28 protein-coding genes are annotated in these 23,821 nt (G+C 44.2%); 7 read left to right on the forward strand and 21 right to left on the reverse strand.

The genetic code is table 11. The features are described from left to right. The first annotated feature begins 78 nt into the window (after positions 1 to 78). Positions 79 to 1,377 carry a glutamate-1-semialdehyde 2,1-aminomutase gene (locus tag KFV11_RS09065; RefSeq protein ID WP_254249771.1) on the forward strand — a complete coding sequence of 433 codons (1,299 nt, stop codon included), beginning with the start codon at positions 79 to 81 and terminating at the stop codon, positions 1,375 to 1,377. A gap of 50 nt (positions 1,378 to 1,427) precedes the next feature. Continuing rightward, positions 1,428 to 2,519, forward strand: coding sequence for an FUSC family protein (locus KFV11_RS09070; protein ID WP_149459548.1), 1,092 nt, complete (start codon positions 1,428 to 1,430; stop codon positions 2,517 to 2,519). 97 nt (positions 2,520 to 2,616) lie between these two features. Here KFV11_RS09070 and KFV11_RS09075 read toward each other — a convergent pair whose 3' ends face one another. The 4 genes from KFV11_RS09075 to mutY all read right to left on the reverse strand — a co-directional run bounded on the left by KFV11_RS09075 (position 2,617) and on the right by mutY (position 6,864). Then, positions 2,617 to 3,219: a DNA-3-methyladenine glycosylase gene (locus tag KFV11_RS09075; RefSeq protein ID WP_149459549.1), complete on the reverse strand. Its 603-nt coding sequence runs from the start codon at positions 3,217 to 3,219 to the stop codon at positions 2,617 to 2,619. Positions 3,220 to 3,300: 81 nt separating this feature from the next. Continuing rightward, positions 3,301 to 5,043, reverse strand: a complete 1,743-nt coding sequence (locus KFV11_RS09080) for an ABC transporter ATP-binding protein (RefSeq protein ID WP_254249772.1) — start codon at positions 5,041 to 5,043, stop codon at positions 3,301 to 3,303. A gap of 155 nt (positions 5,044 to 5,198) precedes the next feature. Next, positions 5,199 to 5,750: a nucleoside tri-diphosphate phosphatase gene (gene ntdP, locus KFV11_RS09085; protein WP_149459551.1), complete on the reverse strand. Its 552-nt coding sequence runs from the start codon at positions 5,748 to 5,750 to the stop codon at positions 5,199 to 5,201. A 73-nt stretch (positions 5,751 to 5,823) separates the two neighbouring features. Continuing rightward, positions 5,824 to 6,864 carry an A/G-specific adenine glycosylase gene (gene mutY, locus KFV11_RS09090; RefSeq protein ID WP_254249773.1) on the reverse strand — a complete coding sequence of 347 codons (1,041 nt, stop codon included), beginning with the start codon at positions 6,862 to 6,864 and terminating at the stop codon, positions 5,824 to 5,826. 74 nt (positions 6,865 to 6,938) lie between these two features. Between mutY and KFV11_RS09095 the strand changes: the two genes are divergently transcribed. Further along, positions 6,939 to 7,949, forward strand: coding sequence for a metal-dependent hydrolase (locus tag KFV11_RS09095; RefSeq protein WP_254249774.1), 1,011 nt, complete (start codon positions 6,939 to 6,941; stop codon positions 7,947 to 7,949). A 45-nt stretch (positions 7,950 to 7,994) separates the two neighbouring features. Here KFV11_RS09095 and KFV11_RS09100 read toward each other — a convergent pair whose 3' ends face one another. The 12 genes from KFV11_RS09100 to KFV11_RS09155 all read right to left on the reverse strand — a co-directional run bounded on the left by KFV11_RS09100 (position 7,995) and on the right by KFV11_RS09155 (position 16,940). After that, positions 7,995 to 8,759 carry a hypothetical protein gene (locus KFV11_RS09100; protein WP_149459554.1) on the reverse strand — a complete coding sequence of 255 codons (765 nt, stop codon included), beginning with the start codon at positions 8,757 to 8,759 and terminating at the stop codon, positions 7,995 to 7,997. A 9-nt stretch (positions 8,760 to 8,768) separates the two neighbouring features. After that, complete coding sequence (locus tag KFV11_RS09105) at positions 8,769 to 10,295, reverse strand: ATP-binding cassette domain-containing protein (protein ID WP_149459555.1); 1,527 nt, start codon at positions 10,293 to 10,295, stop codon at positions 8,769 to 8,771. Positions 10,296 to 10,307: 12 nt separating this feature from the next. Then, positions 10,308 to 10,631 carry a YfhH family protein gene (locus KFV11_RS09110; protein WP_149459556.1) on the reverse strand — a complete coding sequence of 108 codons (324 nt, stop codon included), beginning with the start codon at positions 10,629 to 10,631 and terminating at the stop codon, positions 10,308 to 10,310. Then, entirely contained in the window at positions 10,624 to 11,418 is a 795-nt protein-coding gene (gene recX, locus KFV11_RS09115; RefSeq protein WP_149459557.1) for a recombination regulator RecX, read from the reverse strand. Before recX ends, KFV11_RS09110 begins: the two co-directional genes overlap by 8 nt. Positions 11,419 to 11,433: 15 nt before the next feature. After that, a complete protein-coding gene (locus KFV11_RS09120; protein ID WP_302054837.1) occupies positions 11,434 to 12,153 on the reverse strand; it encodes a glycosyltransferase in 720 nt (239 codons plus the stop codon). A 162-nt stretch (positions 12,154 to 12,315) separates the two neighbouring features. Beyond that, a complete protein-coding gene (locus tag KFV11_RS09125; protein WP_149459559.1) occupies positions 12,316 to 12,834 on the reverse strand; it encodes a type 1 glutamine amidotransferase domain-containing protein in 519 nt (172 codons plus the stop codon). 66 nt (positions 12,835 to 12,900) lie between these two features. Continuing rightward, entirely contained in the window at positions 12,901 to 14,277 is a 1,377-nt protein-coding gene (rlmD, locus tag KFV11_RS09130; protein ID WP_254249776.1) for a 23S rRNA (uracil(1939)-C(5))-methyltransferase RlmD, read from the reverse strand. Between the two features lie 10 nt (positions 14,278 to 14,287). After that, positions 14,288 to 14,446 carry an SE1561 family protein gene (locus KFV11_RS09135; protein ID WP_170234595.1) on the reverse strand — a complete coding sequence of 53 codons (159 nt, stop codon included), beginning with the start codon at positions 14,444 to 14,446 and terminating at the stop codon, positions 14,288 to 14,290. A 180-nt stretch (positions 14,447 to 14,626) separates the two neighbouring features. Further along, positions 14,627 to 15,145 (reverse strand): acyl-CoA thioesterase, encoded by a 519-nt coding sequence (locus KFV11_RS09140; protein ID WP_149459561.1) that lies wholly within the window; start codon positions 15,143 to 15,145, stop codon positions 14,627 to 14,629. Between the two features lie 101 nt (positions 15,146 to 15,246). Then, positions 15,247 to 15,438 carry a hypothetical protein gene (locus KFV11_RS09145; protein ID WP_254249777.1) on the reverse strand — a complete coding sequence of 64 codons (192 nt, stop codon included), beginning with the start codon at positions 15,436 to 15,438 and terminating at the stop codon, positions 15,247 to 15,249. 53 nt (positions 15,439 to 15,491) lie between these two features. Beyond that, positions 15,492 to 16,727, reverse strand: a complete 1,236-nt coding sequence (locus KFV11_RS09150; RefSeq protein WP_254249778.1) for an aminopeptidase — start codon at positions 16,725 to 16,727, stop codon at positions 15,492 to 15,494. Positions 16,728 to 16,742: 15 nt separating this feature from the next. Further along, the gene (locus KFV11_RS09155) at positions 16,743 to 16,940 is read right to left on the reverse strand and encodes a DUF1128 family protein (protein WP_149459564.1); all 198 of its coding nucleotides are present in this window, start codon (positions 16,938 to 16,940) and stop codon (positions 16,743 to 16,745) included. A 165-nt stretch (positions 16,941 to 17,105) separates the two neighbouring features. Between KFV11_RS09155 and KFV11_RS11770 the strand changes: the two genes are divergently transcribed. The 3 genes from KFV11_RS11770 to KFV11_RS09170 are packed head-to-tail and all read left to right on the forward strand — an operon-like array spanning position 17,106 to position 19,153. Beyond that, the gene (locus KFV11_RS11770; protein WP_436970200.1) at positions 17,106 to 17,528 is read left to right on the forward strand and encodes a hypothetical protein; all 423 of its coding nucleotides are present in this window, start codon (positions 17,106 to 17,108) and stop codon (positions 17,526 to 17,528) included. 35 nt (positions 17,529 to 17,563) lie between these two features. Next, positions 17,564 to 18,571, forward strand: a complete 1,008-nt coding sequence (locus tag KFV11_RS09165) for a YihY/virulence factor BrkB family protein (protein ID WP_149459565.1) — start codon at positions 17,564 to 17,566, stop codon at positions 18,569 to 18,571. A 9-nt stretch (positions 18,572 to 18,580) separates the two neighbouring features. Further along, positions 18,581 to 19,153 carry a beta-class carbonic anhydrase gene (locus tag KFV11_RS09170; RefSeq protein WP_149459566.1) on the forward strand — a complete coding sequence of 191 codons (573 nt, stop codon included), beginning with the start codon at positions 18,581 to 18,583 and terminating at the stop codon, positions 19,151 to 19,153. Positions 19,154 to 19,192: 39 nt separating this feature from the next. Here the strand turns inward: KFV11_RS09170 and KFV11_RS09175 are convergent, their stop codons facing one another. From KFV11_RS09175 to map, 5 genes are all read right to left on the reverse strand, one after another. Then, positions 19,193 to 19,819 (reverse strand): response regulator transcription factor, encoded by a 627-nt coding sequence (locus tag KFV11_RS09175; RefSeq protein ID WP_149459567.1) that lies wholly within the window; start codon positions 19,817 to 19,819, stop codon positions 19,193 to 19,195. Continuing rightward, positions 19,816 to 20,841, reverse strand: coding sequence for a sensor histidine kinase (locus KFV11_RS09180; protein WP_149459568.1), 1,026 nt, complete (start codon positions 20,839 to 20,841; stop codon positions 19,816 to 19,818). The genes KFV11_RS09175 and KFV11_RS09180 overlap by 4 nt, the downstream gene beginning before the upstream one ends. After that, positions 20,838 to 21,533: a cell wall-active antibiotics response protein LiaF gene (liaF, locus tag KFV11_RS09185; protein ID WP_149459569.1), complete on the reverse strand. Its 696-nt coding sequence runs from the start codon at positions 21,531 to 21,533 to the stop codon at positions 20,838 to 20,840. Before liaF ends, KFV11_RS09180 begins: the two co-directional genes overlap by 4 nt. Continuing rightward, positions 21,530 to 21,895, reverse strand: a complete 366-nt coding sequence (locus KFV11_RS09190) for a hypothetical protein (protein WP_149459570.1) — start codon at positions 21,893 to 21,895, stop codon at positions 21,530 to 21,532. Before KFV11_RS09190 ends, liaF begins: the two co-directional genes overlap by 4 nt. A gap of 85 nt (positions 21,896 to 21,980) precedes the next feature. Then, on the reverse strand, positions 21,981 to 22,739 hold the full coding sequence (map, locus tag KFV11_RS09195; RefSeq protein WP_149459571.1) for a type I methionyl aminopeptidase: 759 nt from the start codon (positions 22,737 to 22,739) through the stop codon (positions 21,981 to 21,983). Between the two features lie 91 nt (positions 22,740 to 22,830). Between map and KFV11_RS09200 the strand changes: the two genes are divergently transcribed. Next, positions 22,831 to 23,817, forward strand: coding sequence for an FUSC family protein (locus KFV11_RS09200; RefSeq protein WP_254249779.1), 987 nt, complete (start codon positions 22,831 to 22,833; stop codon positions 23,815 to 23,817). The last annotated feature ends 4 nt before the right edge of the window (positions 23,818 to 23,821 follow it).

Here is a 23,821-nt window from a genome sequence, read left to right on the forward strand (position 1 = left end):
TTGCCCCTCCTGTTCAAAGTTCTCTCCTATTTATGTTACGATATGTTATGTAAAATATTAAGCAAAAGAGGTTATAGTATGAAATTTACAGAGTCAGAACGAGTTCAGCAGGAAGCAGAACAGTATATTTTAGGCGGCGTCAATTCACCGTCCCGCTCTTATAAAGCAGTCGGCGGCGGTGCCCCGGTCGTCATGGAGCGCGGCGATGGTGCCTACTTCTATGATGTCGACGGCAATCAATACATCGACTACCTGGCAGCGTACGGTCCGATTATTGCCGGCCATGCCCACCCGCATATTACTGAAGCCATCAACAAAGCGGCTGAAACCGGTATATTATTCGGAACGCCGACTAAACACGAAGTAACGTTCGCTAAAATGCTGCAGGAGGCTATTCCTTCCCTTGAAAAAGTCCGTTTCGTCAATTCAGGGACAGAAGCCGTGATGACAACGATCCGCGTCGCCCGCGCCTATACAAAGCGCGATAAAATCATCAAGTTTGCCGGCTGTTACCACGGTCATTCTGACTTAGTGCTCGTGGCAGCAGGCAGCGGACCCAGCCAGTTAGGAACACCTGATTCTGCCGGCGTCCCTAAAAGTGTCGCCCAGGAAGTGATCACTGTTCCGTTCAATGATATTGAGTCATTCAAAGAAGCCGTGAATCATTTCAGCGACCAGATTGCAGCCGTACTCGTTGAACCGATTGTCGGTAACTTCGGTATTGTTGAACCTGTATCTGGATTCCTTGAAGCTGTGAATGACATTGCCCACGCTAATGGTTCACTCGTCATCTATGATGAAGTCATCACAGCATTCCGCTTCTGCTACGGCGGCGCCCAGGATATGCTCGGCGTGAAACCTGACTTGACAGCGTTCGGCAAGATCATCGGCGGCGGACTGCCGATTGGTGCTTACGGCGGCCGGCAGGATATTATGGAGCAGGTCGCACCGCTCGGCAAGGCGTATCAGGCAGGCACGATGGCAGGTAACCCGCTTAGTATGCAGGCAGGCATCGCCCTACTTGAAGTCATTAAAGAGGAAGGCACTTACGACTACCTCGACCGGCTCGGCAAGCAGCTGGAAGACGGCATCAATGCATTGATCACAGAATATGAGATCCCTGCGACCATCAACCGCTTAAAAGGGGCCATGACCATCTACTTCACGACTGAGAAAGTCACAAGTTACGAGCAGGCTGAAAATACAGACGGCGAACTGTTCGCCCGCTTCTTCAAACTGATGCTTAATCAAGGCATTAACTTAGCTCCTTCTAAATATGAAGCATGGTTTATCACCATCAGACATACAGAAGAAGATATCAAACAGACATTGCTCGCTGTTGAAAACAGTTTCAAGCAGCTTTCTCTTGTAAAGTAAAGAGGGATACTGTATAAGAATAGTATCATCTTAATAAATGAGGTTACTATATGAAACTAGGGGCTCGAATATTCAAGACAGGTGTCTCCATAGCACTGGCACTGTTTTTAGCACAGTTTATCAGTCTTCAGGGTTCAGTTGTCTCCGGCATTTCAGCGTTGTTCGCGATGCAGCCGAGCGTCTACAAATCTTATAAGACTATTATCGAGCAGTTTCAAGGAAATATCATCGGCGCTTTACTTGCTGTCGCCATGGTCCAGCTGTTTGGTGTCCATATTTTAATCATCGCGCTGTCATCCATTATATTAATCGCCGTGCTCTCTCAGCTCAAACTGCAGAACGTTACCGGCCTTGCAGTCGTCACCCAACTGATCATCATGGATCACCATCAAGGAGATTTCTTTCAGACCGCACTCATGCGCTTTGCCTTCGTGATGATCGGTGTGATCAGCGCGTCCATCGTCAACCTTGTTTTTCTGCCGCCGAAGTATGAGACAAAGCTTTACTACAACTGCTTGAATGTGTGCGGTGATATTTTCAAATGGATCCGGCTCAGCATCAACGGCACAAGCGAATATCATATCGTAAAAAAAGATCTGGAAGAGTTTCACTCGCGAATTACATCGCTCGAATCCCAGTACAATCTGTACAAGGATGAGCGGGCCTATACTAAGCGCCAGGCTTATCAGAACACCCGCAAGAAAATATTGTTCAAAGAAATGATCAGTGCAACACGCAAGGCATATGAGCTGCTCAGAAAACTGAATCGCTATGAAAACGATATTTTGAATCTGCCGGAAGACTTAAGAATACAGATGAAATTTGAACTGGATGAACTAATGAGCTATCACGAGGAACTGCTGATGCGTGTGACGAACAAAGTATCACTCGGCCGCGCCGCGAATACCTCACTCGTCAATGACCAGTTCAAAGAAGACCTGCTTGATGTCTACTTAAAAGAGCTGAACAGCTATCATGCCCGTGAAGAAAATTACTACAAGCAGCACGTTTTTCAAGTCATCGGTGCGATGTTTGAATACCGCGAAAAACTGGAACACTTGGATACGCTCACTCACAGCTTCTACAACTATCATAAAGAAGAAAAGAAAATCACTGTCGAAGATGAGAATTTCGATATGTAATCTGTCATGACTTATTCGTTATCACAATAACCCCCCTCACTTTTAGTTACACTAAAAGTGAGGGGGGTTATTTTTTGTCAGCTATCTATAAATATCCTTACAGCCATCCAAGCTGCTGTGCCGGTTTCACGCGGTCTTTTGACACATACGGATTTCCTTTGACGGTGAAGCGGTACAAATAATCGACCGCTTCTTCTTTATTGGCGATGCCGATTCTCTTTGATTCAAGGATCACTTCAGGGCTGCGCCCTGCTTCAATTAAGATCGGTCCTTCATTCAGTTTCAGACCATTATGCAGGTCACGCTTCACGCCAAGGCTTTTCGTCAATTTCCCCGGTCCGTCTGTCAGATGATCTGTTCTGCCGCGCCGCTCCTGCATCACATCGATTCCTTCCAGCGGTTCTATCGCCCGGATCAGCACTCCTTCAGGCGACTCTTGATCACGCGTGATGAAATTCATACAGTGATGGCCATGCATCGTATAGACATAGATTGTCCCGTAATCCCTGAACATCATCTCATTTTTCTTCGTCCGTCTGCCGCCGAATGCATGGGCCGCTTTATCATGAATCCCTAAATACGCTTCAACTTCTGTAATATAGCCTGACGTCGTCGTGCCGTCAACGATAGTCGTCAGTTTTTTGCCGAGCAGCGCTTTTGCTGCGGCCAATGTGTCATCTTCCATAAAACTTAAGTCCATTTATATCTCCTCTTTCACTTCGGTGTTCTTATAAAAATACCCCTGATGTATGGTTATCATACATCAGGGGTATACCGGAAGTTAACCTTCCAGATGCTGTATCGTATAAAGATTGTAATAATGTGATTCATTCTGCATCAGTTCCTGATGCGTGCCTGTCTCAACGATTTCACCGTTCTGCACGACTACAATTTTGTCTGCATGAGTGATTGTTGACAGACGATGGGCGACGATGACTGTTGTCCGGTCCTGAGACAATATCTCGAGTGCCTCCTGGATGACTGCCTCACTTTCAAGGTCAAGCGCACTAGTCGCTTCATCAAGAATTAAGATCGGTGGATTTTTCAGGAACACACGGGCGATAGCAACGCGCTGCTTCTGCCCGCCTGATAACTTAACGCCGCGCTCACCGACTTCAGTGTCATAACCGGCGGGCAGACTCATGATGAAGTCATGGGCGTTGGCAAGCTTCGCCGCATAGATCATCTCATCTTCTGTCGCATCCGGTTTACCGAGCAGTATATTCTCTCTGATGGATTCTGAGAACAGAATATTGTCCTGCATGACCATGCCGATCTGACTGCGCAGACTTGCTATCGTATAAGCATCTATCGGCCGGCCGTCAATCAGAATTCTACCTGATGTCACATCGTAAAATCTCGGAATCAGACTGATCATCGTAGATTTACCGCCGCCGCTCATACCGACGAACGCAACAGTCTGACCGCTCTCAATATCAAGACTGACATGTCGGAGCACTTCACTTTCATCTTCATTATATTTGAAGCCGACCTGCTCAAATGTAATGCCGCCATGCTCGATTGTCATCGCTTTGGCACCGGGTTTATCAACGATGTCATAAGGTTCATCAAACAGCTGGAACATTCTGTCCATCGACGCTAAACTTTGTGTCAAAGTCGTCGATGATGAAACGAGTCGTCTTAACGGGCCATAGAGCCGGTCAAGATAGGCGATGAACGCCGCAAGACTGCCGACCGTCATGCCATCATTGATAACGAAATAAGCACCGAAGCCGACGACAAGGAGCGGCCCGATATCGGTTACCGTATTGATGACAGCAAAACTTTTCGCATTCCACTTTGTATGTTCAGTCGCCTTTGTCAGGAAGTTCATGTTTCTCTTGTTGAAGCGTTCGTTCTCATTCTCTTCAATAGCGAAGCTTTTAATGACCGTCATCCCCTGCACCCGTTCATGCAGGAAGCCCTGCACTTCTGCCAGTGACTGCGACCGTCTGCGGGTCAGCTTACGGAGATTGCCGAAGAAATAATAAACACTGAAAATGTAAAACGGGAAGATAATAAGTGAGACAAGCGTCAGCTTAGCATCCATCGTCCACATAATGGCCAGGGCAATAATGATAGTGACAAGATCAAGCCAGACATTCATAAGCCCTGTGACAATGAAATCTTTCGTTGATTCCACATCATTGATAACACGTGAAATCACCTCGCCGACTTTATTGTTCGCATAGAAGCGGACACTTAGCGCCTGGAGATGACGGTATAACCTTTTACGTATATCATAAAGAATTTTGTTGCTCGTCCACTGCGCTAAATACTGTCGGTAATATTCGACCGGCGGCCGGATGACCGTAAAGATAAAGCCGAAGATCAGCAGCACGCGCAGCAGCGCATCTTTTTTATCTGCAAGTGACATCGTGTGACTGCCGATGACATCGTCAATGACATATTTAATAAGCAGTGGTATTAACAGCGGTATACCAAACTTCAGTATACCGATTAAGATCGTCAGTATGATCAGCCATGTATAAGGCTTAACAAACTGCAGATACCTTCTGAACATTCAATCATCTCCTTAAAATGTAAGAGCCCGAGATAACATCCTCCTTCTTCGAACTGAACTTCACCGATGAAACCGGAGACGCAATGCTGGTTGTCCGATCCATGAAGCAGGCACGTCTTTCTGTGTTCGAAGAAATATAGATATTAGTCTCAGACTCAGTCTTCCATCATACGTTTTTGCAGATGAAAACGTTCCTGCCAGACTTTAATAAAGTCAGGCGCAAATGGTCCTTTTTTTCGTTCAATCCATTGCTGCAAAGTATCAACGTTTCTTCTCAGGATCTGATCAATCGCCGCCGGATAGTTCATCTGTTTCATATGCTGCTGATACTCATCCTCATCCAGCAAGTGATATTTGCCATTTGGGTATACCTTGATATCCAGATCATAATCAATATATTTGATTGCCTCTGTATCATAGACAAAGGGTGACGACAGATTACAGTAATAGTAGACGCCGTCTTCTCTGAACATGCAGATAACATTGAACCAGTACTCTGCATGGAAATAGACAATCGCCGGTTCTCTCGTAATCCAGGTTCGTCCATCACTTTCAGTGACAAGTGTCCGGTTATTCCCCCCAATGATGACGTGATTCGTTCCCTTTAAAATCGTTGTTTCAGACCAGACGCGGTGGATTTTCCCGTTATGCTTATAACTTTGAATCTGCACGCTCTGGCCTTCTTTTGGTATGGATTCTTTGACCATGTTCCACACCACCTAATGAATAGTATTTGCATACATATTATAGCATAGATTGTGCAGCATGAAACGAATTTGTCTAGCTCTCTGTCTTCAAGTAATGCTCATAAATCTTCGTCATTGACACCGGAAACGTGTAATTCTCTTTTTCTTCTCGTGCTATAAAGTGGTAATCACCCGTTGCACTGTCAGTCGTCCGGTACAAATAAACGTCAAGCAGCCAGTCTAGATGCGTGAATTTATGAGTCACTGTATGAAACAATTCCGCTTCCTGATATAAGTTCATATGGAGCAGCTCTTCAATGTCTGCAAGTGACGCCTCTTCATCCACCATCGGAAACTGCCACATACCGCCCAGCAGCCCGCTAGTCGGCCGCTGCACAATAAGCAGTTCACCTTGATCGTTGACGATGAGCAGCACTTTATAGCGGTATGACTTCCGCTTGAGCTTTTTGACTTTCACCGGCCGCTGCAGAACGGTACCTTCGGCGAAAGCTTCACAATGGTCCTGCACTGGACAGAGCATGCAGATTGGGTTTTTCGGTGTACAGACAGTCGCTCCGAGCTCCATCAGTGCTTCGTTGAAATCTCCTGCCGCATCCGGCATCACGGCCATCACTTTTGCTTCAAAATGTTTTCTTGCCGTACTTTTAGCGATGTCAGTCGCATCATCATCAAGTCTTGAGAATACCCGGTAGACATTGCCGTCTACTGCCGGATACTTCAAGTTATAGGCGATGCTCATGACAGCCCCGCGTGTATACGGGCCGACACCTTTCAAGCTTAAGAAAGCATCGCCGTCTTTCGGCACGACACCCCCGTACTGCTCCTGCACTTCGCGCACACCTGCCTGGAAATTCCGGACCCGCGAATAATAGCCGAGTCCTTCCCAATATTTCAGCACTTCATCTTCATCTGCTGCTACAAGACTCGTCATCGTCGGGAACCGTTCGATGAATCTGTTGTAGTAACCTTTCACAGTGACGACTTGTGTCTGCTGCAGCATGACTTCTGACAGCCATATTTTATATGGATCATTCGTCTCACGCCACGGCATAGACCGCTTGTTGTTATGGAACCAGTCCAGCAGATTATGTGAGAATGTCTCTATCTTATACAATAACTTCACCTCTAAGTCTAAATATTTATTTATACGTATATATTCGATTATAATGATAGGAAAGGAGGGGTAGTATGGATACTGCAACACACTTCGCAATGGGTGCAGCACTCGCGGGGCTCGCTACAATAGATCCCGCAGCTGCAGCCCACTATCCTGTATTCGTGACCGCTGTTGTTGCCGGCTCTCAAATACCAGACATTGACACTGTCTTAAAGTTAAGAAACAATGCCGTCTATATTACCCATCACCGAGGGATCACACACTCCATTCCTTTCACTTTCATGTGGCCGGTACTTATAACTGCAATTCTTTACTGCTTTAACCACAACATCAATGTCATGCATTTATGGGCATGGACACAGTTCGCCGTCTTTCTTCATGTTTTCGTTGATATATTCAACTCATACGGCACGCAGGCATTAAGACCTATTTCGAAAGAATGGATTCAGATTGGTATCATCAATACATTCGACCCGATTATTTTTTCCCTGCTGCTGGCAGGATGCGTCATCTGGGCATGGGGAGGCCCTCCGTTCTATACATTCGTTATCATCTTCTTAATACTAGTCATTTACTATATCATTAGAAGAAATCTTCAGCAAATGATTAAGAAGCGTGCGATGAAATTAATAGCGACGCACGAAACCGTACAAAAAGTGTTCGTCGCTCCAACGGCCCGTTTCTATGAATGGCGCGTCGGCATCCAGACGGATAAATTTGACTACATCGGCCGCAGCTACGGGACAACCGTGAACTTCAGTGATAAGTTCAAGCGAGAGCCCTATCCTTCGGACGAAGTGATGATTCATGCGAAGGATGATCCGAACTTAGTAGCTTTCCGAAGCTTCAGCTCTATTTACCGCTGGACATTTATCGAGCAGCCGTTCGGCTATGAACTGAGATTGATTGATCTGCGTTATTTAAAGAACGGTCACTATTCTTTTGTCGCTATCCTTAATCTGGACCATGAGTATAACGTGACCCATAGTTATACCGGCTGGGTATTCTCAGAGAAAAAACTGCAGGACAAACTGAAACAAAGCGTCATCAAAAGTAATATCCAGCTGAATGCCCGGCACTGAAAAAGCCAGATGGAATGATTATTCCATCTGGCTTTTCGTTTACTATCAATTGGTTTTATTCATGTTGATCTCATCTTTCATCAGCTTGTAGAAATAGCCGGTCCATAAGTAGATGAGCACCAGCTCAAAAATGAACAGCAGATGATTCGGATAATTATAAAATGCCGACGTGCCGAGGACGACTGATTCCTGAAAGCCGTTCACTAAAAAATAAAAGGGATTCAGCTTCAGTATGTTGAGCAGTCCAGTCGGCATCATAGATGGCACCCAGAGTATTGGTAGTGTTAAAAAGAGCACGGCTATAGCACTGCCGATGATGACCGGTTTCTGTCTAAAGAGACTGACCAAAATGCATACCGGCATGAGCAGTAAATACGTCAGCGCGATAAAATAGACGACGCCGAGCCAGCTTGTTTCAAGCTGTATGCCGCTGATTGATTTGATGACCAGCAGCAGCAGAAACGAGATTAAAAAAGTAAAGAAAAAATTAATGATCTGTATATTGACGAGCACATAGACCGGTAAGTTCGTGATATTAAGGATAAATCCTTTTCTCGGCAGTATTAAGTTCGAGATGATGATCGATCCTGCTATCCATAACAGCATGACATAGCCGCTCAGCTGAAAAATACGTGTCGACCGGTCAATCGGCATGCTGCCCATTAAGTTGAGCAGCAGAAGTGCAAGCACAATGACGATCATATTGGCTGACAGAAAGATAATATACTGCTGCAGATGATAACGGAGTTCTATCCAGATGTTTCTCAGCATATAGGGAACATATTTAACTAAATTTATCACTTCATTCATTCAATTCACCTACATCTTAAAATACAGCCACTGCTTACGTTCAAAATCAGCTACCGCATAGGCATCGCCGATTTTGACAATCCACTGCCTGTCCTTAATATTAAATTTCTTTTTCAGTTCATCGGCCTTCAGCATCGGGAAGCTGATGCCCGTCATTTTATTCGCATCATTGAAGTGAAGGAAAATATCATTCTTTGTCAGCTTAATGCGGAACCGGTCACTGGATTCCGGATACAGCTCTTTATTGATCGTCGCATGACTTTTACCGAGATAGCTGTTAAAGAAATCCTTGAAGTTCGCATAGTTACTATACATATAGTCGCTCAGCTCATCAAAGTCATGCTCATCATATAAGGCTGCCGGATTAATATAAAGCATATGGCTCCGCTTCATCGTCATTGCTTTATCGCCGTAGGAGATCCGGTAATCAGTATCATTGAATCCGGTGACTTCCATCAATGTACCGGCAGGAACTTTGACGACCGGCCTGTTCTGATAAATAATCGGCTGATTATCCGCTTCGACTACCACAAAGGCATATTTATCGGTAAACGCTTCTTTCTTTTTGACGATTGCCGTTTCGTCCTTCATTTCAGTCTTCGGCTCATAAGCCACCTGCTGCCATACAAGGATAAACATAATGAGGCATAGCGTCATGACCACAAGTGTTGTGAGCAGCAGTTTCTTGACATCTTTATCGAGCAGACTTTTGGAGTGCCTGGATACGCGGCGCATCGCTTCTTCATTGCCGACAGCCTGCCGCTGCATCTTGTAATCAAGGTCAAACAGCTCTCCGTTCTTTGTCCTAAGTGATTCGTTATAACGTGACAAATAATTCTCATAAACCGGCATGACTTCTTCCGGTTTCCCCGACTTCCTCACCTGACCATGGCTGATCCACGTCATATAGTTCGCTTTCTCTTCGATTAACTTAAGTTCGTCTTCAATGAGGACGACTGCTTTGTTCTCCATCATCAACAGATCAATCACGGTTCTGAACTTCTCTTTGAACAATGGCGTTAAATGCCGGGATAGTTCATCATAAATCACCACTTCAGGTTTCAGGAAATAAGTAAGCGCTATAAACAGCTGTGACTTCTCACTTACTGTCAGCTGATCGAATGGTGATTTCGACTTATCCTGCAGTTCAGCATAACTGAGTATCTGCCCTATCTTGTCAGGAAAATCTGTCAGCGGCACATTATATGACAGTAAAATCGTTTCAATCATCTGATTCAGTGAATGCCGCCCTGTGAACCGGTGATTATGGCTCGCCAGAAACGTCGGCGAGTCATTGCGGACTTTTCCGCTTGACGGCTCAATGACTTTGGAGATCAGTTTGCCGATGACTGATTTCCCGGATCCCGGCAGTCCAGTGATACCTAGCGTTTCACCACGGTATAAATGAATGGTCACATTGTTGACTTCCACATAACGCTGTTCCTTGTTATGCAGCCTTCTGAAAGGGCTCATATTTGCTGTGTCCCTGAAATATTTAGTTACGTTAACCAGTCTGACAAGTATCTCACCGGACATATCGTTGCTCCTTTACTCTTTCAGCTGCAGCAGGGCCAGCGGTATGCCTTCTTCACTGGAAGTGCCGTTTAATCTGAATCCCCATGCAAATATTCCTTTAATACGTTCTACTTTGAAGTAATGATCTTCAATACCGATCAACCGGTAGACTTGGCCGATTGTGACCAGGTCTGGATCAACTAAATAACTTTCTGCAATCAGTGCCTTCCGCTGATATACTTCGTATTCATTGATGACACCCATCGTTTCAGCTTTTCGTGCTTGCTCTCGATAGTGCGCAATGACTTCACGTAGTTCGTGCGCCGTCATTTCAACTAATTTTTTGTCTTCACTCATCTGCTATACCACTTTCCTTCAGCGCCGGTAATAGTTCATCATATGAGAACCCTTTACGCATCATCGCTGTAATGACTTTTTGTTTCAGTTCATTGCCGGAAGCTTTACGTGACCATTTTGCGACCTGCTTCTCCAGTTCGTTGTGCATGACATCCCGGTCCCCGTTATATGATATCTCTTTCATATAAGGGATTATGATATTCAAATTATAACCTTTTTGGACAAGGGTTTGTATTGTTTTTTGTTCAGCCAGCCGCTTCGATGACTTACGCGCATGTTTATCGAGTTGTTTCTGGATAAGCCCGGTCATCCGTTCCTCATCCATCTGCTCTGTATAGTACTCATAGTACGCGTCGATCAAATCGCGTTCAATCCCTTTTTCAAACAGCTTCTGCTTAAAGATATCCGGTCCTTTGTCCGTTGTGTTGATCATCGTGTTCATCAGACTCCGGGCGTAATCATCGTGATTGATATAACCATTATCATAGCAGTATTTCAGTACTTGACTAACGGTTTCTTCCGGCACTTCATCTTTCAGCAAATAATCGCGAATTTCTTTTTCAGTGCGTTTCTTGAACGACAGATAGCCGATAGCACGATTAATCGCCCTGCGGTAATCATCATAAAGCTTGATTTCCGCAAGGCGTTCTTTTGTTACTTCATCGTCTTTTCTTAAATTGAAGTGGACATAAGTCGCACTGTCTATTCCCATATGAAAGTTACCATCAATATAAAGGTTGAAGCGGTCCTTGTTGTTTTTCTGGACTTCTATCATCGTAATCTTCATTGATTCACCCCTTTATCAGTTCACCGGGATGCCTGCTACTGCTGCGTCGTACTGCATCTGTGTGATTAACTTCTGCTCAAGCATCTTGTCCAGCGTGTTCTTTGTGCGTGTTTGCAGTGCAGTATCTGCCGCAAAGTTCTCGGCATGGTAATTACTCGGTGCGTTAATGACGCTCGCAAGAATCGCACTCTGCAGCACTGTAATTTGAGGCCGATAGCCGTTCATATAGGTCGTCGTGCCAAAATATGTGTTAGCGGCCTGCTCTATATTATAAATATTATCACCGAAGTAGATAGAACTTAAGTAATAACTCAAAATTTGGTCTTTTGAGTAGTTATTTTCAATTCGTTTTGCAACGACAATCTCCTTCAGTTTACGGGATATGGATTTCTCATTGTTAAAGAAATAATTTTTGACCAGCTGCTGAGTAATAGTACTGCCTCCTTGAGACGCTTCCCCATTTTTCAGCGATATGACAAGCGCACGACCTGTCCCGAGCCAGTCGACACCATCATGCTGATAAAACCGTTTATCTTCAACTGCGATAAAAGCATTTTTAACGTAGTCGGGCATATTTGAAGCAGCGACATATGTTTTTTCATTTTGAATGTCCTGCAGTGAATCGATATTAACTTTCATGCCTTGATAGTAATAAAAACCGAGAACTAACGCGATGACTAAAATAGGAACGAATAAAAACAAACAGCCGCAGCCGCGTCTTTTCCTTCTCATCAACTTTCTCCTTCCTTTGTATATTGATTAAATAGTAACAAATATAACCGCACGAAGGAACGTTAATTACTCGGGAACACAATAAATCAGACTTAAGCCGTAGAGAGAATAAGCCGGGATATCTTCAATAAAAATAAGAGCCGTGACGGCTCTTATTATAAGATGCTATTTAAGCTGTGCTAATAATTCACGGTTGAAATCAGGCAGGTCATCAGGCGTTCTTGAAGTGACAAGTTTACCGTCAACTACTACTGATTCGTCGACTACTGTTGCCCCTGCATTTTCAAGATCTTTACGTACTGACAGATAACTTGTTAATTTACGGCCGCTCAGCTCATTTGTGTCAATGAGTAACTGCGGACCGTGGCAAATAGCAAACACCGGTTTGTCAGCTGCAAAGAATTCTTTCGTGAACTGTCCAAAACGTCCTTCTTTATCGCCGCGCAGCTGGTCAGGTGAAAAGCCGCCCGGAATAAGTAATGCGTCATAATCAGACGCTTGAACATCAGCAATTCCTTTATCAATCTGAACTTCTGTGTTTTCTTTTTTGCCTTTGACGCTTGTACCTGCTTCTTTACCGATGACTTCTACTTCATAGCCCTCGCCTTTCAGCGCTTCTACCGGGCTTGTATACTCAACATCTTCGAACAAATTATCTAATACGACTGCTACTTTCTTAGTCATGAATAAATTCCTCCTATAAGTAGTGATAGTATTATTTACCCGTCTGCCATGTCATAAAACATATGTTTAGCCGAGCCGTTTTTTTCTGCTGAGTTTGACGACCATTTCGACCTGGACAGTCTGCGGGAACATATCAACCGGCTGAATAAAGTCTACTGTAAATGCTTTCGTCAAATGCGCGAGGTCTTTAGCAAGAGATGATGGATTTCTGCTGATATAGATTAATGTCTTCGGCTTGATATCATTGAATGCATCTAATTCGTCGAATGATAGGCCGGCTCTTGTCGGATTGACAGTGATAACATCAGGATAAAACCCTTCCTCAATCCACTCTTCCAGCTTATCAAGCGGCTCACCCGCTTCAAACTTGCAGTTTTCAATATTATTCAGTGCTGCATTATAGACCGCATTAATGATTGCTGCATCGTCCACATGGACGCCGCGCACTTCTTCTGCCTGCTCCGCAAGCCAGAGCGCGCTGCCCCCTGTGCCGCAGAAAAGGTCAGCCACTGATTCCGTTCCTGTTAAAGCTGCTGCGTCTTTAATCGCTTTGTATAATACAGTGCTCTGTTCTGTATTGATCTGGAAAAATCCTTCTGGCGTCAAATCATATTCAAAATGCGCGAGCAGCTCACGAATCGTCGGTTCACCTTTAATAATCAGCGTCTCTGGCCCAAGAACGCGGGATTCTTTGTCAGCGTTAATATTCAGCGCCAGACTTTTCACGCCTGGAATGCGCATAATGCGTTCGGCAAGCATATCCAGCTTATTAAGTGAAGCAGTTGTCGTCACAATCACCACTTGAATGTCACCGGTCTCTTTCGCGATACGCGTCACGATAAAACGGACACCGTCTTCCCGCTGCGGATTTTTAGCGACATCAATATTCAGTTCGCTCATAATCCGCTTGACTTCATTAGTCACTGCCATTGTCCGGCTGTCCTGCACGATGCAGTCATCGATATCAATCAATGTATTGGAATGTTCCTTATAGAGTCCGGCACGTATGGTCCGTCCTGATTTTTCGACAGGGAATAAGTTCATATTGCGGTATCTGAATGGTTCTGCCATACCGATGACTGGACTCACTTTATCTTCCGGTATATGCCCGGCGTAGCGGTCGAGCGAGTCTTTAATAATCTGCTGCTTGTATTCCAGCTGTGCCGGATAGCTTAAATGCTGGATTTGACAGCCACCGCACAGATGAAACACAGGGCACGGGGCTTTCACGCGGTCTTTTGAACGCTCTCTAATTTTCAGCATTTTACCTTCGAGATACTTAGTGTTGACTCGTGTCACCTGCACAAGCACTACCTCACCCGGCAGAGCGTCAGGAACGAACGTTGCTTTACGCTTGTAATACCCTACGCCTTCTCCGTTAATGCCGAGCCGTTTAATTGTCAGCGGGAACTTCTGTCCTACTTTTACATTGATATCTGCCATGTATTACTCCTTAAGATTTAATTGACTTCACTTTCTGTTCCAATTGATCCAGGATTGCAAGCCACTCATCGATATCAGCAAGATCCGTTGTTTCAGGATTCACAGATTCAATCTCTTCAATAAAATCCGTTAACTTCTCTTTAATTTCATTTAATGATTCATTAGCCATCTTCATCTCTCCAGTTTTCAATCTTTTATTTAGTCGTCCTTTATTATGTACCACATAGCCATCACTTTCAATCTTATTCTGTTTGACACACGAACGGGGATCATACCATCAGTAAAAAAAGACGGCCCGGACAATCGTCCAAGTCATCTCTTATGAACAGCTCAAACTGCCGGGCAGTAGTTAAACATATAATTTCGTGGCAAAGAAATTAAGCAGCTCTTTACTCTGCGTCACACGTTCTTTACGCTTCTGTGCTCTTTCCTTACCGGTTTCATTCAGCCAGACTTGATCTTCAGTCTCCCCGTACACTTCCGGCACCTGCACCGGCTTATTATTCTCGTCCAGCGCGACAAATGTCAGAAAGCTGATAGCGGCGAGCTGTTTCGTCTGCTCAAGCACATTTTCAGCAATAATCTTGACGCATACTTCAAGCGATGAATTGCCTGTGTAAGTCACTAATGACACTAATGAGACAATCTCGCCCGGACGGATCGGTTTGATGAAGTCGACTGAATCGGTCGAGGCAGTGACGACTGAGCGGCCGCAGTGTCTTGTCGCGGCAATCGCTGCTACGTCATCAATCATCGCCATCAGTCTGCCGCCGAACAATGTATTGTGATGGTTCGTATCTGTCGGAAATACTTGCTGTGTTTTAATGGTCCGTGATTCGGACATGGATTTTCGCTGTCTTTCTGTCATAACTTGATCCCCTTATCCCTTATATTACTTCTATTTTACATGATGTATTTAAATAAAGACATAAAAAAAGAGATAGCGGACTATCTCTTTTGTCATTCTTATTAATGCATGTCGTCTGCAAAGACTTTCTTCTCAAGCGCTTCTTCAGGCGTGTCAATTTTCTCAGCTTCTGATGAAACGAACGCATGACGCAGGAAATACATCAACGCTCCACCGAATACAAACATTGAGAAGAGGAAAGCTAATACTACAAACCACATCATTGGTTCAGACATCATTGGATTTTCAGCCATTATTTATCCTCCTGTTCATCTACAGCTATTATCATATCATTTATAACTTTAAATTAAAATGCCCAATTCCCGTTGATGAAGATCGGTTCTTCATTGCCTTCTGCTGTAATTCCGCTGATATTCATCTCAGCACTGCCGATCATGAAGTCTTCATGAGTGATTGAATTATTCAGTCCCGCTGCTGTCAGTTCATCATCAGACATCAACTTGCCGCCTTCAAGACAAAACGGGTAAGCAGAACCGAGCGCTAAATGGCATGAAGCATTCTCATCGAACAGCGTATTATAGAACAGCACCTGGCTGTTAGAAATCGGTGAATCATGCGGTACTAAAGCAACTTCTCCTAAATAAGCGGCAGCGTCGTCGGATTCTAACAGACCTTTCAGTATGTCTTCTCCAGTCTCCGCTTTGTAATCTACTACTTTGCCGTCTTTAAAAGTGAGCACGAAATTATCGATGATATTGCCGCCGTAACTGAGCGGCAGCGTACTGCTGACCGTGCCGTTGACCTCATCTTTATGTGGAACTGTGAACACTTCTTCCGTCGGCATGTTAGCCATGAAATCGATACCTGCCGCGCTGACAGAAGAAGCACCGCACCAAATATGACCTTCCGGCAGTCCGATTGTAAGGTCTGTGCCGGGCGCCGTATATTTAAGCGCTTTGTAGTTTTTCTTATTTAAGTAATCGGCCTTAAGATGAAGGTTCTCGTTATGTGCTTCCCATGCCTTGACAGGATTTTCAACGTCTGCACGCACTGTATATAAAATCAGTTCAAGCAGCTTGTCGAACGCTACTTCCTTGTCAAGTTCCGGGAACACAAGCTGCGCCCACTCATAAGAAGGATAAGCTGCTACCGTCCATGCGAACTGATCAGACTGCATCATCTTCATATATTCTTTGAAAGCTGTGCCATAAGCACGCATGTTTGCTGCTAATTTTTCAGGATCTGCATCTTTTAGACTTTCAGGACTTGAAGAGATCAGTGCCAGCTGTGCTGCCCCGTCTTTTGCATAGTCCATCCGTTCGTCTACTACATAATCCGGAAAATTAGTAATCACTTCAAGTGGACGGTACTGGAAAGCAAGCTGCGACAGCCGGTCATCACTATAAGCCACATGAACATCTTCCGATCCTGCTTTGTACGCTTCTTCTACTACTAAATGGACAAATTCTGCCGCATCTACTGTCGCTCTAATATAAACACGCTGCTTCGGCTGAACGTTCATGCCGACATTGACCAGCAGACGTGCATATGTTTGTAACTTCTCATCCCGCTTGGTTATCATTCTTAAAACTCCCCTTTACTTTCTTAAACTACCTAACGCTTCTGTAATAGCTGTCATTTCGCTTGGTGATATATTATCGCGTTTCATGACCATCTCATAGAGTTCCTGCAGTTCATCTGTTTTTGCGTCATCAATACTTTCAGGTTTTATGACACCGATATTAACCAGCTTCAACTTACCGGCAATAGCGTTCAACATTTCTTCTTTAGTCATTGTATAGTCCTTTCTGTTCAGTGTGAATTCTACTTCATTCTAGCAAAACTACATCTGTCTTGAAACATTTTAATTATTTTCTTGCCGAAAAGAAGTTTATCCATATATGATAGTGGATATACATACATTAACAACACAAAACATTTATCCAGGAGGAGATTCAACATGAATAACAAGTTAGTCCCAGCAGTAGTAGCAGGTGCAGCAATTGGTGCCGCTGTTGCTCTATTAGACAAAAAAACACGCAGCTCAGTAAAAGGCCAAGTTAACAATGTAGGCCAAGTGACTAAAAATCCATCAAGTGTTAAAGATAAAGCATTGAACATCAAAGATGAGTTCCTTTACTGGAAAGACCAGGTGGAAGAAATCCGCCGCAATAACCCAGAACTCGAAAAAGCATTAATTCAGGCGAAAGACTTAGTAGTCAGCTTACGTAACGGCGATGCCAGCGTTAACAACTTAAGCGATGCTTTAAAGCAGACTAAACCTGAAAATAATGATAACAACAATACTAACTCTAATAAAAATAACAATAATAACAACAACAATAACAAAACGTTTGATCAGCATAAATCAAACAATAAATAATCAACAATAACTTAATAGCATAAGGAGTGAGTCATTTGGCGAAAGACCAAAAAAGCTCCTCTAAATACTTGACTCAGACGGCCCATCCGTCTGAGTCAAGTCATTTGGAGGAAAACTATGTAGCGACACAGGAGTTCCAGTCAAAGGAACCGAAAAAATCTGACGAAGAACTCCACGTCTCTAAAATCAATAAACCGGCAAAATACAAAAAAGACGGAAATTTCTTTCAGAAGTTACTTTACCGTATCGGCAAAGACGATGCATCAGGCTTAGCAGCACAGCTGGCTTACTATTTTCTGCTGTCGTTGTTCCCACTGCTTATTTTCTTATTAACGTTGATTCCATTATTTAATGTTGACCAGACGACAATTACTGACGCTATTTCTCAAAACGCGCCGGGTGATACTGCTAAGATGATTAATGGTATCGTCGGAGATGTAATGAAGAGCAGTTCAGGCGGTCTGCTGTCATTCGGGATCATCGCTGCCTTATGGTCAGCCTCAAACGGTATGACTGCTTTAATGAATGCGTTCAATGTGGCTTACGAAGTAGAAGACGGCAGAAACCCTATTATTGCAAAGCTGTTATCAGTCTTATTCACTGTCGTCATGATTTTAGTGCTTGCTATCACACTTGCCTTACCAGTATTCGGCGAGCAGATCGGCAACTTCTTATTCGGTAAACTTGGTCTTGAGAGTCAGTTCAAATGGATATTTAATGTGATTAAGGTTGTCCTTCCTTTAATCGTGACTTTTGTCGTCTTTATGACCTTGTACGCTATAGCACCACATGTTAAACTTAGATGGAAATCTGTCTTACCCGGTGCGTTGTTTGCAACCATTGTCTGGCTTGGTGCCAGCGCTCTTTTTGGAGTATATGTCAGTAACTTTGCTAACTACTCTAAAACATATGGCAGCATCGGCGGCGTTATCGTGTTGATGTTATGGCTTTATCTGACCGGCTTCATCATTATCATCGGTGCACAGATCAATGCAATCTTCCACCAGAATAAGACGGGTAAAACAAGCAGTATGAACAACTAGGAGGAACTTATGACATTACTTGATGACGTACTTTCTTACAATAAACAATTTGTAGCAAACAAAGACTATGAAGGATTTGAAACTTCAAAAGTTCCATCGATGAAAGCTGTTGTCCTGACTTGTATGGATACACGGTTAGTCGAATTATCTTCTAAAGCATTAGGCTTCAAAAACGGCGATATTAAAATCGTCAAAAATGCCGGTGCTACTATCACTCACCCATACGGCGCAACCATGCGGAGCCTGTTAGTCGGCATCTATGCATTAGGGGCTGAAGAAATAATTATTATGGGCCATAAAGACTGCGGCATGGGTAACCTTGATGTAGATGCAGTGCTTACGACGATGAAGTCACGCGGCGTTAAAGAAGAAGTCCTTCATACGCTGGAACATTCAGGTATTGATATTCATCATTTCCTTGAAGGATTTAAAGATGTCAGAGAAAATGTTAATAATAACATTGAGCTCATTTACAATCATCCATTGTTTGATAAATCAGTTCCTGTACACGGATTAGTCATTGATCCACATACCGGTGAACTTGACTTAATTCAAAATGGCTATGATAAAGTGATTAAATAACAATAAACCGCTGAGAAATCTCAGCGGTTTATTGTTATTCTACTGTGCTACGAGATGATGCTTGAAAGCATAAATGACAGCCTGTGTTCTGTCCTGCACTTCAAGTTTACTCAAAATATTGCTGACATGGGTTTTCACTGTCTTGATTGTGATATGGCTGGCATCGGCAATCTCCTGATTTGAATAGCCTTTGGCAATGAGCATAAGAATCTCCATCTCACGCTCGGTCAGCATTTCGTGCAGTGCCGCTCTCTGGTTCACCCGGTTGCGCATCTTCGTCATGACTTCCGCTTCAAACACCGATTCTCCGCTGTATGTTTTACGGACTGCTTCTGCGATAGCATCGGCACTCGATGTCTTCAATATATAGCTGTCCACACCGGCATCAATCGCTGCATACACTTCCTGGTCATCGATGAAGCTCGTCAGCATGACGACTTTAATCTGCGGCCATCTGCTCTTAATAATAGTAGTCGCTTCGATGCCGTTCATCTTATCCATCACCATATCCATCAGTATGACGTCTGGATTCAGTGCTTCCGCCTGCGCGACCCCCTCTATGCCATCCCCTGCTTCACCGACAATCTCAATGTCACTTTGCGTGGACAGAAAACTCGATATCCCGATTCTAACCATCTCATGATCATCTACAAACAATACTCTCATGATGTCTCTCCTCCTGTATATGGCACTTTGACTTCTATTCTTGTACCACTCTTAACAGCAGAGATGATCTGACAGTTGCCGCCGATCTCTACCGCTCGTTCCTTCATTGTATTGATGCCGTAGCGTGATTCATCGCGCTGTGACATATCAAAGCCCCTGCCGTCATCAGTCAATCTTAAAATCACACTATCCCCGACTTGGAACAGCTCTATAGCCAGCTGGCTGGCGTGCGCATGCCGTAAAGTGTTGGAGATAGCCTCCTGTGTAATTCTGAACAGATGGTCTTCTACGCCTTTAGACATCGTGATATCCGCTATATCCATTCGTATAGTAAGCGGTATTTTCTTCTTCAACTCAGAGATGAGGTCCTGAATTCCGGCACGGAGCGACTTATTCTGCAGCGCGAGCGGCCTTAAGTGCAGCAGCAGCGCTCTCATTTCAAGCTGCGCTTCATGCAGCATTTTCCCGAGTATGGCGACCTGCTTTGCCGGCTGTTCATCAAGCGGGTGGTTTTTAATGGCAGACAACATCATGCTCGCTGCAAAAAGCTGCTGGCTGACGGAGTCATGAAGGTCACGGGCGAGTCGCTGCCGTTCTTCCTCGACAATTTTTTTGACAATCTGTTCATTGACACCTGTTGTGACAAGCTGATTCTGATGCTTGATAGTCCGGACTGACTCATTCAGCTTGACGATGGTCTGAAACAGTTCATATATTTCCGGCTGCATCATCATCTCCTCATTGTCATCGAGCGGTTCGCCGAAATCAACAGCCTGCATCTGCCCTTTAATCCATGCCAGCTGCTCGTTCTGCTTGTAAGCAGTGAGTGACCCCATAACAATGCATGCCAGAATAACGACGATATTGAGAAATAAAAATGCCGGGACTCCGATAATCTGTGTATACAGCATCCCCTGGAAATAAATGATATTTGTAAAAATACGGTCAAGTATATAAAAGATAAAGACGAGAGAATAAACAAGGATGAGCATGACACCAATCATTCGCGTATAGTTATTCATCGATGCACGACCTCCAGATCACCGACAATAGATGAGACGATGACTTTGACTGCGACGCCGTTCTCATAGTCTTCAGAAATATAAGTCAAGCGCTCATTTTTGGCGCGTCTCGTGAACTCATGATCTACTTTCAGCTGTCCATACAGTGCTGAATAATCAATCTTAGTCTGATAATGATGCGGCACAATGACCGTCGTCTTTCCTATCATATGATTGACGACTATTAAATTTTCCTGCTGCAAGTTCGCCGCATTCGTCAAATCAATCGTCACATCGCCGACTGCATGCTGAAGATGAATATCATCAAAGCGGTAAACGGTCTTCGGCGTCTCCTGTGTATTGAACCACTTCTGCCCGTAGACATGAACATCTTTATCAGCGGTGACAATCACATGAACCGGCTTTCTTTTCGTAATCGCATAGCGCACTGCAATGATGACGAGAAAGCTGAACAATACAATAAGTGTATAAGGGTTGGACAGCAGTCCGAACAGCAAAAGGCTAAGACCGCTCCAGAACAGCACAAGCCCTCTCAGCTTCTTCCTGAAATACTGACTGATGTAAATCAGCAGCCCCCCGAGCACGAGTACGAGGAGCATCCCTGTCTTGATAAAAAAGATATAGTATAAGTTAGACAACAGCAGCAGGATTAAAAAGCTGATTAATATTTCTGTTGATACTAATTGCTTCACGTACTCACTTCTTTCCCCTTCAGTTTTCTAATCATCATTATCTCATATTCTGTCTCTTCTTTCATGTGGTCGAGCATTTGCAGCGATGCTTCAATCTGCTGCAGCTCATCGTCAATCTTGTTCAAAGCGTCGATTGCTGCATAGCGGTTCGTACGGAAATCACGCATGCTGCCGTCCTCTGAATCAATGACAGCTAGCTGGCTGTCATAGGCTTCAGTCAGACGTCTATGTTCTTCACGTTTCATCGCTTTCATCACATTCAGTTCAGTCAGTCTCTGCTGCAGTTCTTTTAACTTTAAATATAGACTATGCCTCACGCTTTTCTTCACGGTCTGCTTTAAATAAGATTTCAGTCGCTCCATCTCGTCATCTCCTTACTATATCTTCTACTATAAAAAAAGCTCCTGATGACGTGAAACGTCTCAGGAACGATTTTTATCTCATACTTTAGTCGGAGATGCGCTCAGTGAGTAACAGGGGACCTTGTTCAGTGACAACAATGGTATGTTCAATCTGTGCGACATAGCTGTTATCACTTGTTTCAAAGGCCCATTCATCCTTACCGTCTGTTACCAGTGTCGCTTTTGATGAAATGAACGGCTCTACTGCAAGAACCATGCCTTCTTTCAGCAGTTCTTTCTCAAAAGGGTCGTAGTAATTCAAGATATGCTTAGGATTTTCATGCAGACTTCTGCCGATGCCGTGGCCTGTCAAGTTTTTGATGACAGTGACATCGTTCTTCTTCGCCGTCGCATTCACCGCACGACCAATCTGGCTGAGCTTTGTGCCCGGTTTCACTTTCTTCATCGCTTCTTCAAACGCCATCAAGGCCACATCGACCACTTTTTGTTTGAGCGGGTCTGTGCTTTCGCCGACCACGAATGAAATGCCTGTATCTGCATAATAGCCATCCTTGCAGCCTGACACATCAACATTGACGAGGTCGCCTTCATTGATCACACGGCTGCCCGGAATACCATGAGCCACTTCTTCATTAACACTGATACATGTGTAGCCCGGAAACTCGTATTCGGTAATTGGTGCAGATTTTGCACCGAGCTTATCAAATAGCTTTCCTGCGATATCGTCCAGTTCTTTAGTCGTAATGCCAGGAACTGTTTTTTCCTTCAGCGTATCGCGGATTTCTGCGACAATCTGACCGATTACCTTTAATTTCTCAAGTTCTTCGTTCGTTTTTACGATCATCAATTATCTCTTCTTTCAATTAGTTATGATAGTTCATTATAACAAATTATTAATGTTATACTAATAAAAAACTACGAATAGGTACGAGCTCATGAAATGGACAAAACAAATTATCGGTCCGCGGATCATCAAGACGGGTCTTGCGACATTTTTGACGGCGTTGTTCTGCCAGCTGCTTCATCTGCCGGCTACATTCGCTGTTATTGCATCGCTTGTTTCCATCGAACCGACAGCTAAAGCGTCGCTCAGAAAAGCGTTCATCAGGTTTCCTGCTTCTATACTCGGGGCATTCATCGCAGTGACCAGCGCTTATTTCCTCGGCGAATCACCTTTAGCATACAGCATTGCTGCAACCCTGACAATTGTCATCTGCTATCAGCTCAAGCTGCATGACGGCATGCTTGTCGCCAGTCTGACTGCTGCTGCCATGATTCCGAACATCCATGATGACTTCGTCTTCAACTTCTTCTCAAGACTAGTGACAACGACGATCGGTCTGACGACAGCAGGGCTTGTCAACTTCCTCGTGCTGCCGCCGAAGTATCAGCTGCAGATTGAGACGCTGATCAACAATGTCGAGAGCGAACTGCAGCAGTTATTCATTGCCCGCGGAAAAGAAGTTTTAATCGGTCATTTCCATTCGAAGGACAGCGTCAGAAAGCTGAATCATATAGACAAGATGATCACTAAAATAGAGCAGCTGATCCAATATGAACACGAGGAATTTCAGTATCATCAGAGCGATATCAACAGAAAGAAATTGATGATGACGCTTGAGAAACGACTGCAGTTCAACCGGCTTTATATCATTCATCTGACCAACATGATCTATATGCCGCAGGAAACAGCATTTGATTTTCATGCAGAAGAGCGGCAGGCGTATACGGATATGATCACAGCGATGCAGCAGCATGAGCCGGTGCCGAGAGCTGCCTTGTCGACATTCAAGTCAAGTGTCAAACACCTGGCAGAATTTGATGACAATCAGCTGAAAAGTCATTACATATACGAGCTGCTGATGATTCAGAAACTGCTGACAGAACAGCACGCCGATTACCAGACAGACGAAACGCCTTGACCGC

The sequence above is a fragment of the Macrococcus equipercicus genome (genome assembly GCF_024205945.1).
GTDB classification, from domain to species: domain Bacteria; phylum Bacillota; class Bacilli; order Staphylococcales; family Staphylococcaceae; genus Macrococcus; species Macrococcus equipercicus.

Excerpts from the sequence above, each read along its gene's own strand:
- KFV11_RS09150 (WP_254249778.1), bottom strand. The coding sequence starts at position 16,727 with ATGATAACCAAGCGGGATGAGAAGTTACAAACATATGCACGTCTGCTG.
- KFV11_RS09075 (WP_149459549.1), bottom strand. The coding sequence starts at position 3,219 with ATGGACTTAAGTTTTATGGAAGATGACACATTGGCCGCAGCAAAAGCG.
- KFV11_RS09110 (WP_149459556.1), bottom strand. The coding sequence starts at position 10,631 with ATGAGTGAAGACAAAAAATTAGTTGAAATGACGGCGCACGAACTACGT.
- KFV11_RS09125 (WP_149459559.1), bottom strand. The coding sequence starts at position 12,834 with ATGACTAAGAAAGTAGCAGTCGTATTAGATAATTTGTTCGAAGATGTT.
- KFV11_RS09070 (WP_149459548.1), top strand. The coding sequence starts at position 1,428 with ATGAAACTAGGGGCTCGAATATTCAAGACAGGTGTCTCCATAGCACTG.
- KFV11_RS09180 (WP_149459568.1), bottom strand. The coding sequence starts at position 20,841 with ATGAATAACTATACGCGAATGATTGGTGTCATGCTCATCCTTGTTTAT.
- KFV11_RS09175 (WP_149459567.1), bottom strand. The coding sequence starts at position 19,819 with ATGAGAGTATTGTTTGTAGATGATCATGAGATGGTTAGAATCGGGATA.
- KFV11_RS09080 (WP_254249772.1), bottom strand. The coding sequence starts at position 5,043 with ATGTTCAGAAGGTATCTGCAGTTTGTTAAGCCTTATACATGGCTGATC.
- map (WP_149459571.1), bottom strand. The coding sequence starts at position 22,739 with ATGATCGTAAAAACGAACGAAGAACTTGAGAAATTAAAGGTAATCGGT.
- KFV11_RS09170 (WP_149459566.1), top strand. The coding sequence starts at position 18,581 with ATGACATTACTTGATGACGTACTTTCTTACAATAAACAATTTGTAGCA.
- recX (WP_149459557.1), bottom strand. The coding sequence starts at position 11,418 with ATGAAGATTACGATGATAGAAGTCCAGAAAAACAACAAGGACCGCTTC.
- KFV11_RS09140 (WP_149459561.1), bottom strand. The coding sequence starts at position 15,145 with ATGACAGAAAGACAGCGAAAATCCATGTCCGAATCACGGACCATTAAA.
- KFV11_RS09095 (WP_254249774.1), top strand. The coding sequence starts at position 6,939 with ATGGATACTGCAACACACTTCGCAATGGGTGCAGCACTCGCGGGGCTC.
- ntdP (WP_149459551.1), bottom strand. The coding sequence starts at position 5,750 with ATGGTCAAAGAATCCATACCAAAAGAAGGCCAGAGCGTGCAGATTCAA.
- KFV11_RS09135 (WP_170234595.1), bottom strand. The coding sequence starts at position 14,446 with ATGGCTAATGAATCATTAAATGAAATTAAAGAGAAGTTAACGGATTTT.
- KFV11_RS09190 (WP_149459570.1), bottom strand. The coding sequence starts at position 21,895 with ATGGAGCGACTGAAATCTTATTTAAAGCAGACCGTGAAGAAAAGCGTG.
- KFV11_RS09100 (WP_149459554.1), bottom strand. The coding sequence starts at position 8,759 with ATGAATGAAGTGATAAATTTAGTTAAATATGTTCCCTATATGCTGAGA.
- KFV11_RS09145 (WP_254249777.1), bottom strand. The coding sequence starts at position 15,438 with ATGGCTGAAAATCCAATGATGTCTGAACCAATGATGTGGTTTGTAGTA.
- rlmD (WP_254249776.1), bottom strand. The coding sequence starts at position 14,277 with ATGGCAGATATCAATGTAAAAGTAGGACAGAAGTTCCCGCTGACAATT.
- KFV11_RS09105 (WP_149459555.1), bottom strand. The coding sequence starts at position 10,295 with ATGTCCGGTGAGATACTTGTCAGACTGGTTAACGTAACTAAATATTTC.
- KFV11_RS09200 (WP_254249779.1), top strand. The coding sequence starts at position 22,831 with ATGAAATGGACAAAACAAATTATCGGTCCGCGGATCATCAAGACGGGT.
- KFV11_RS09065 (WP_254249771.1), top strand. The coding sequence starts at position 79 with ATGAAATTTACAGAGTCAGAACGAGTTCAGCAGGAAGCAGAACAGTAT.
- KFV11_RS11770 (WP_436970200.1), top strand. The coding sequence starts at position 17,106 with ATGAATAACAAGTTAGTCCCAGCAGTAGTAGCAGGTGCAGCAATTGGT.
- KFV11_RS09155 (WP_149459564.1), bottom strand. The coding sequence starts at position 16,940 with ATGACTAAAGAAGAAATGTTGAACGCTATTGCCGGTAAGTTGAAGCTG.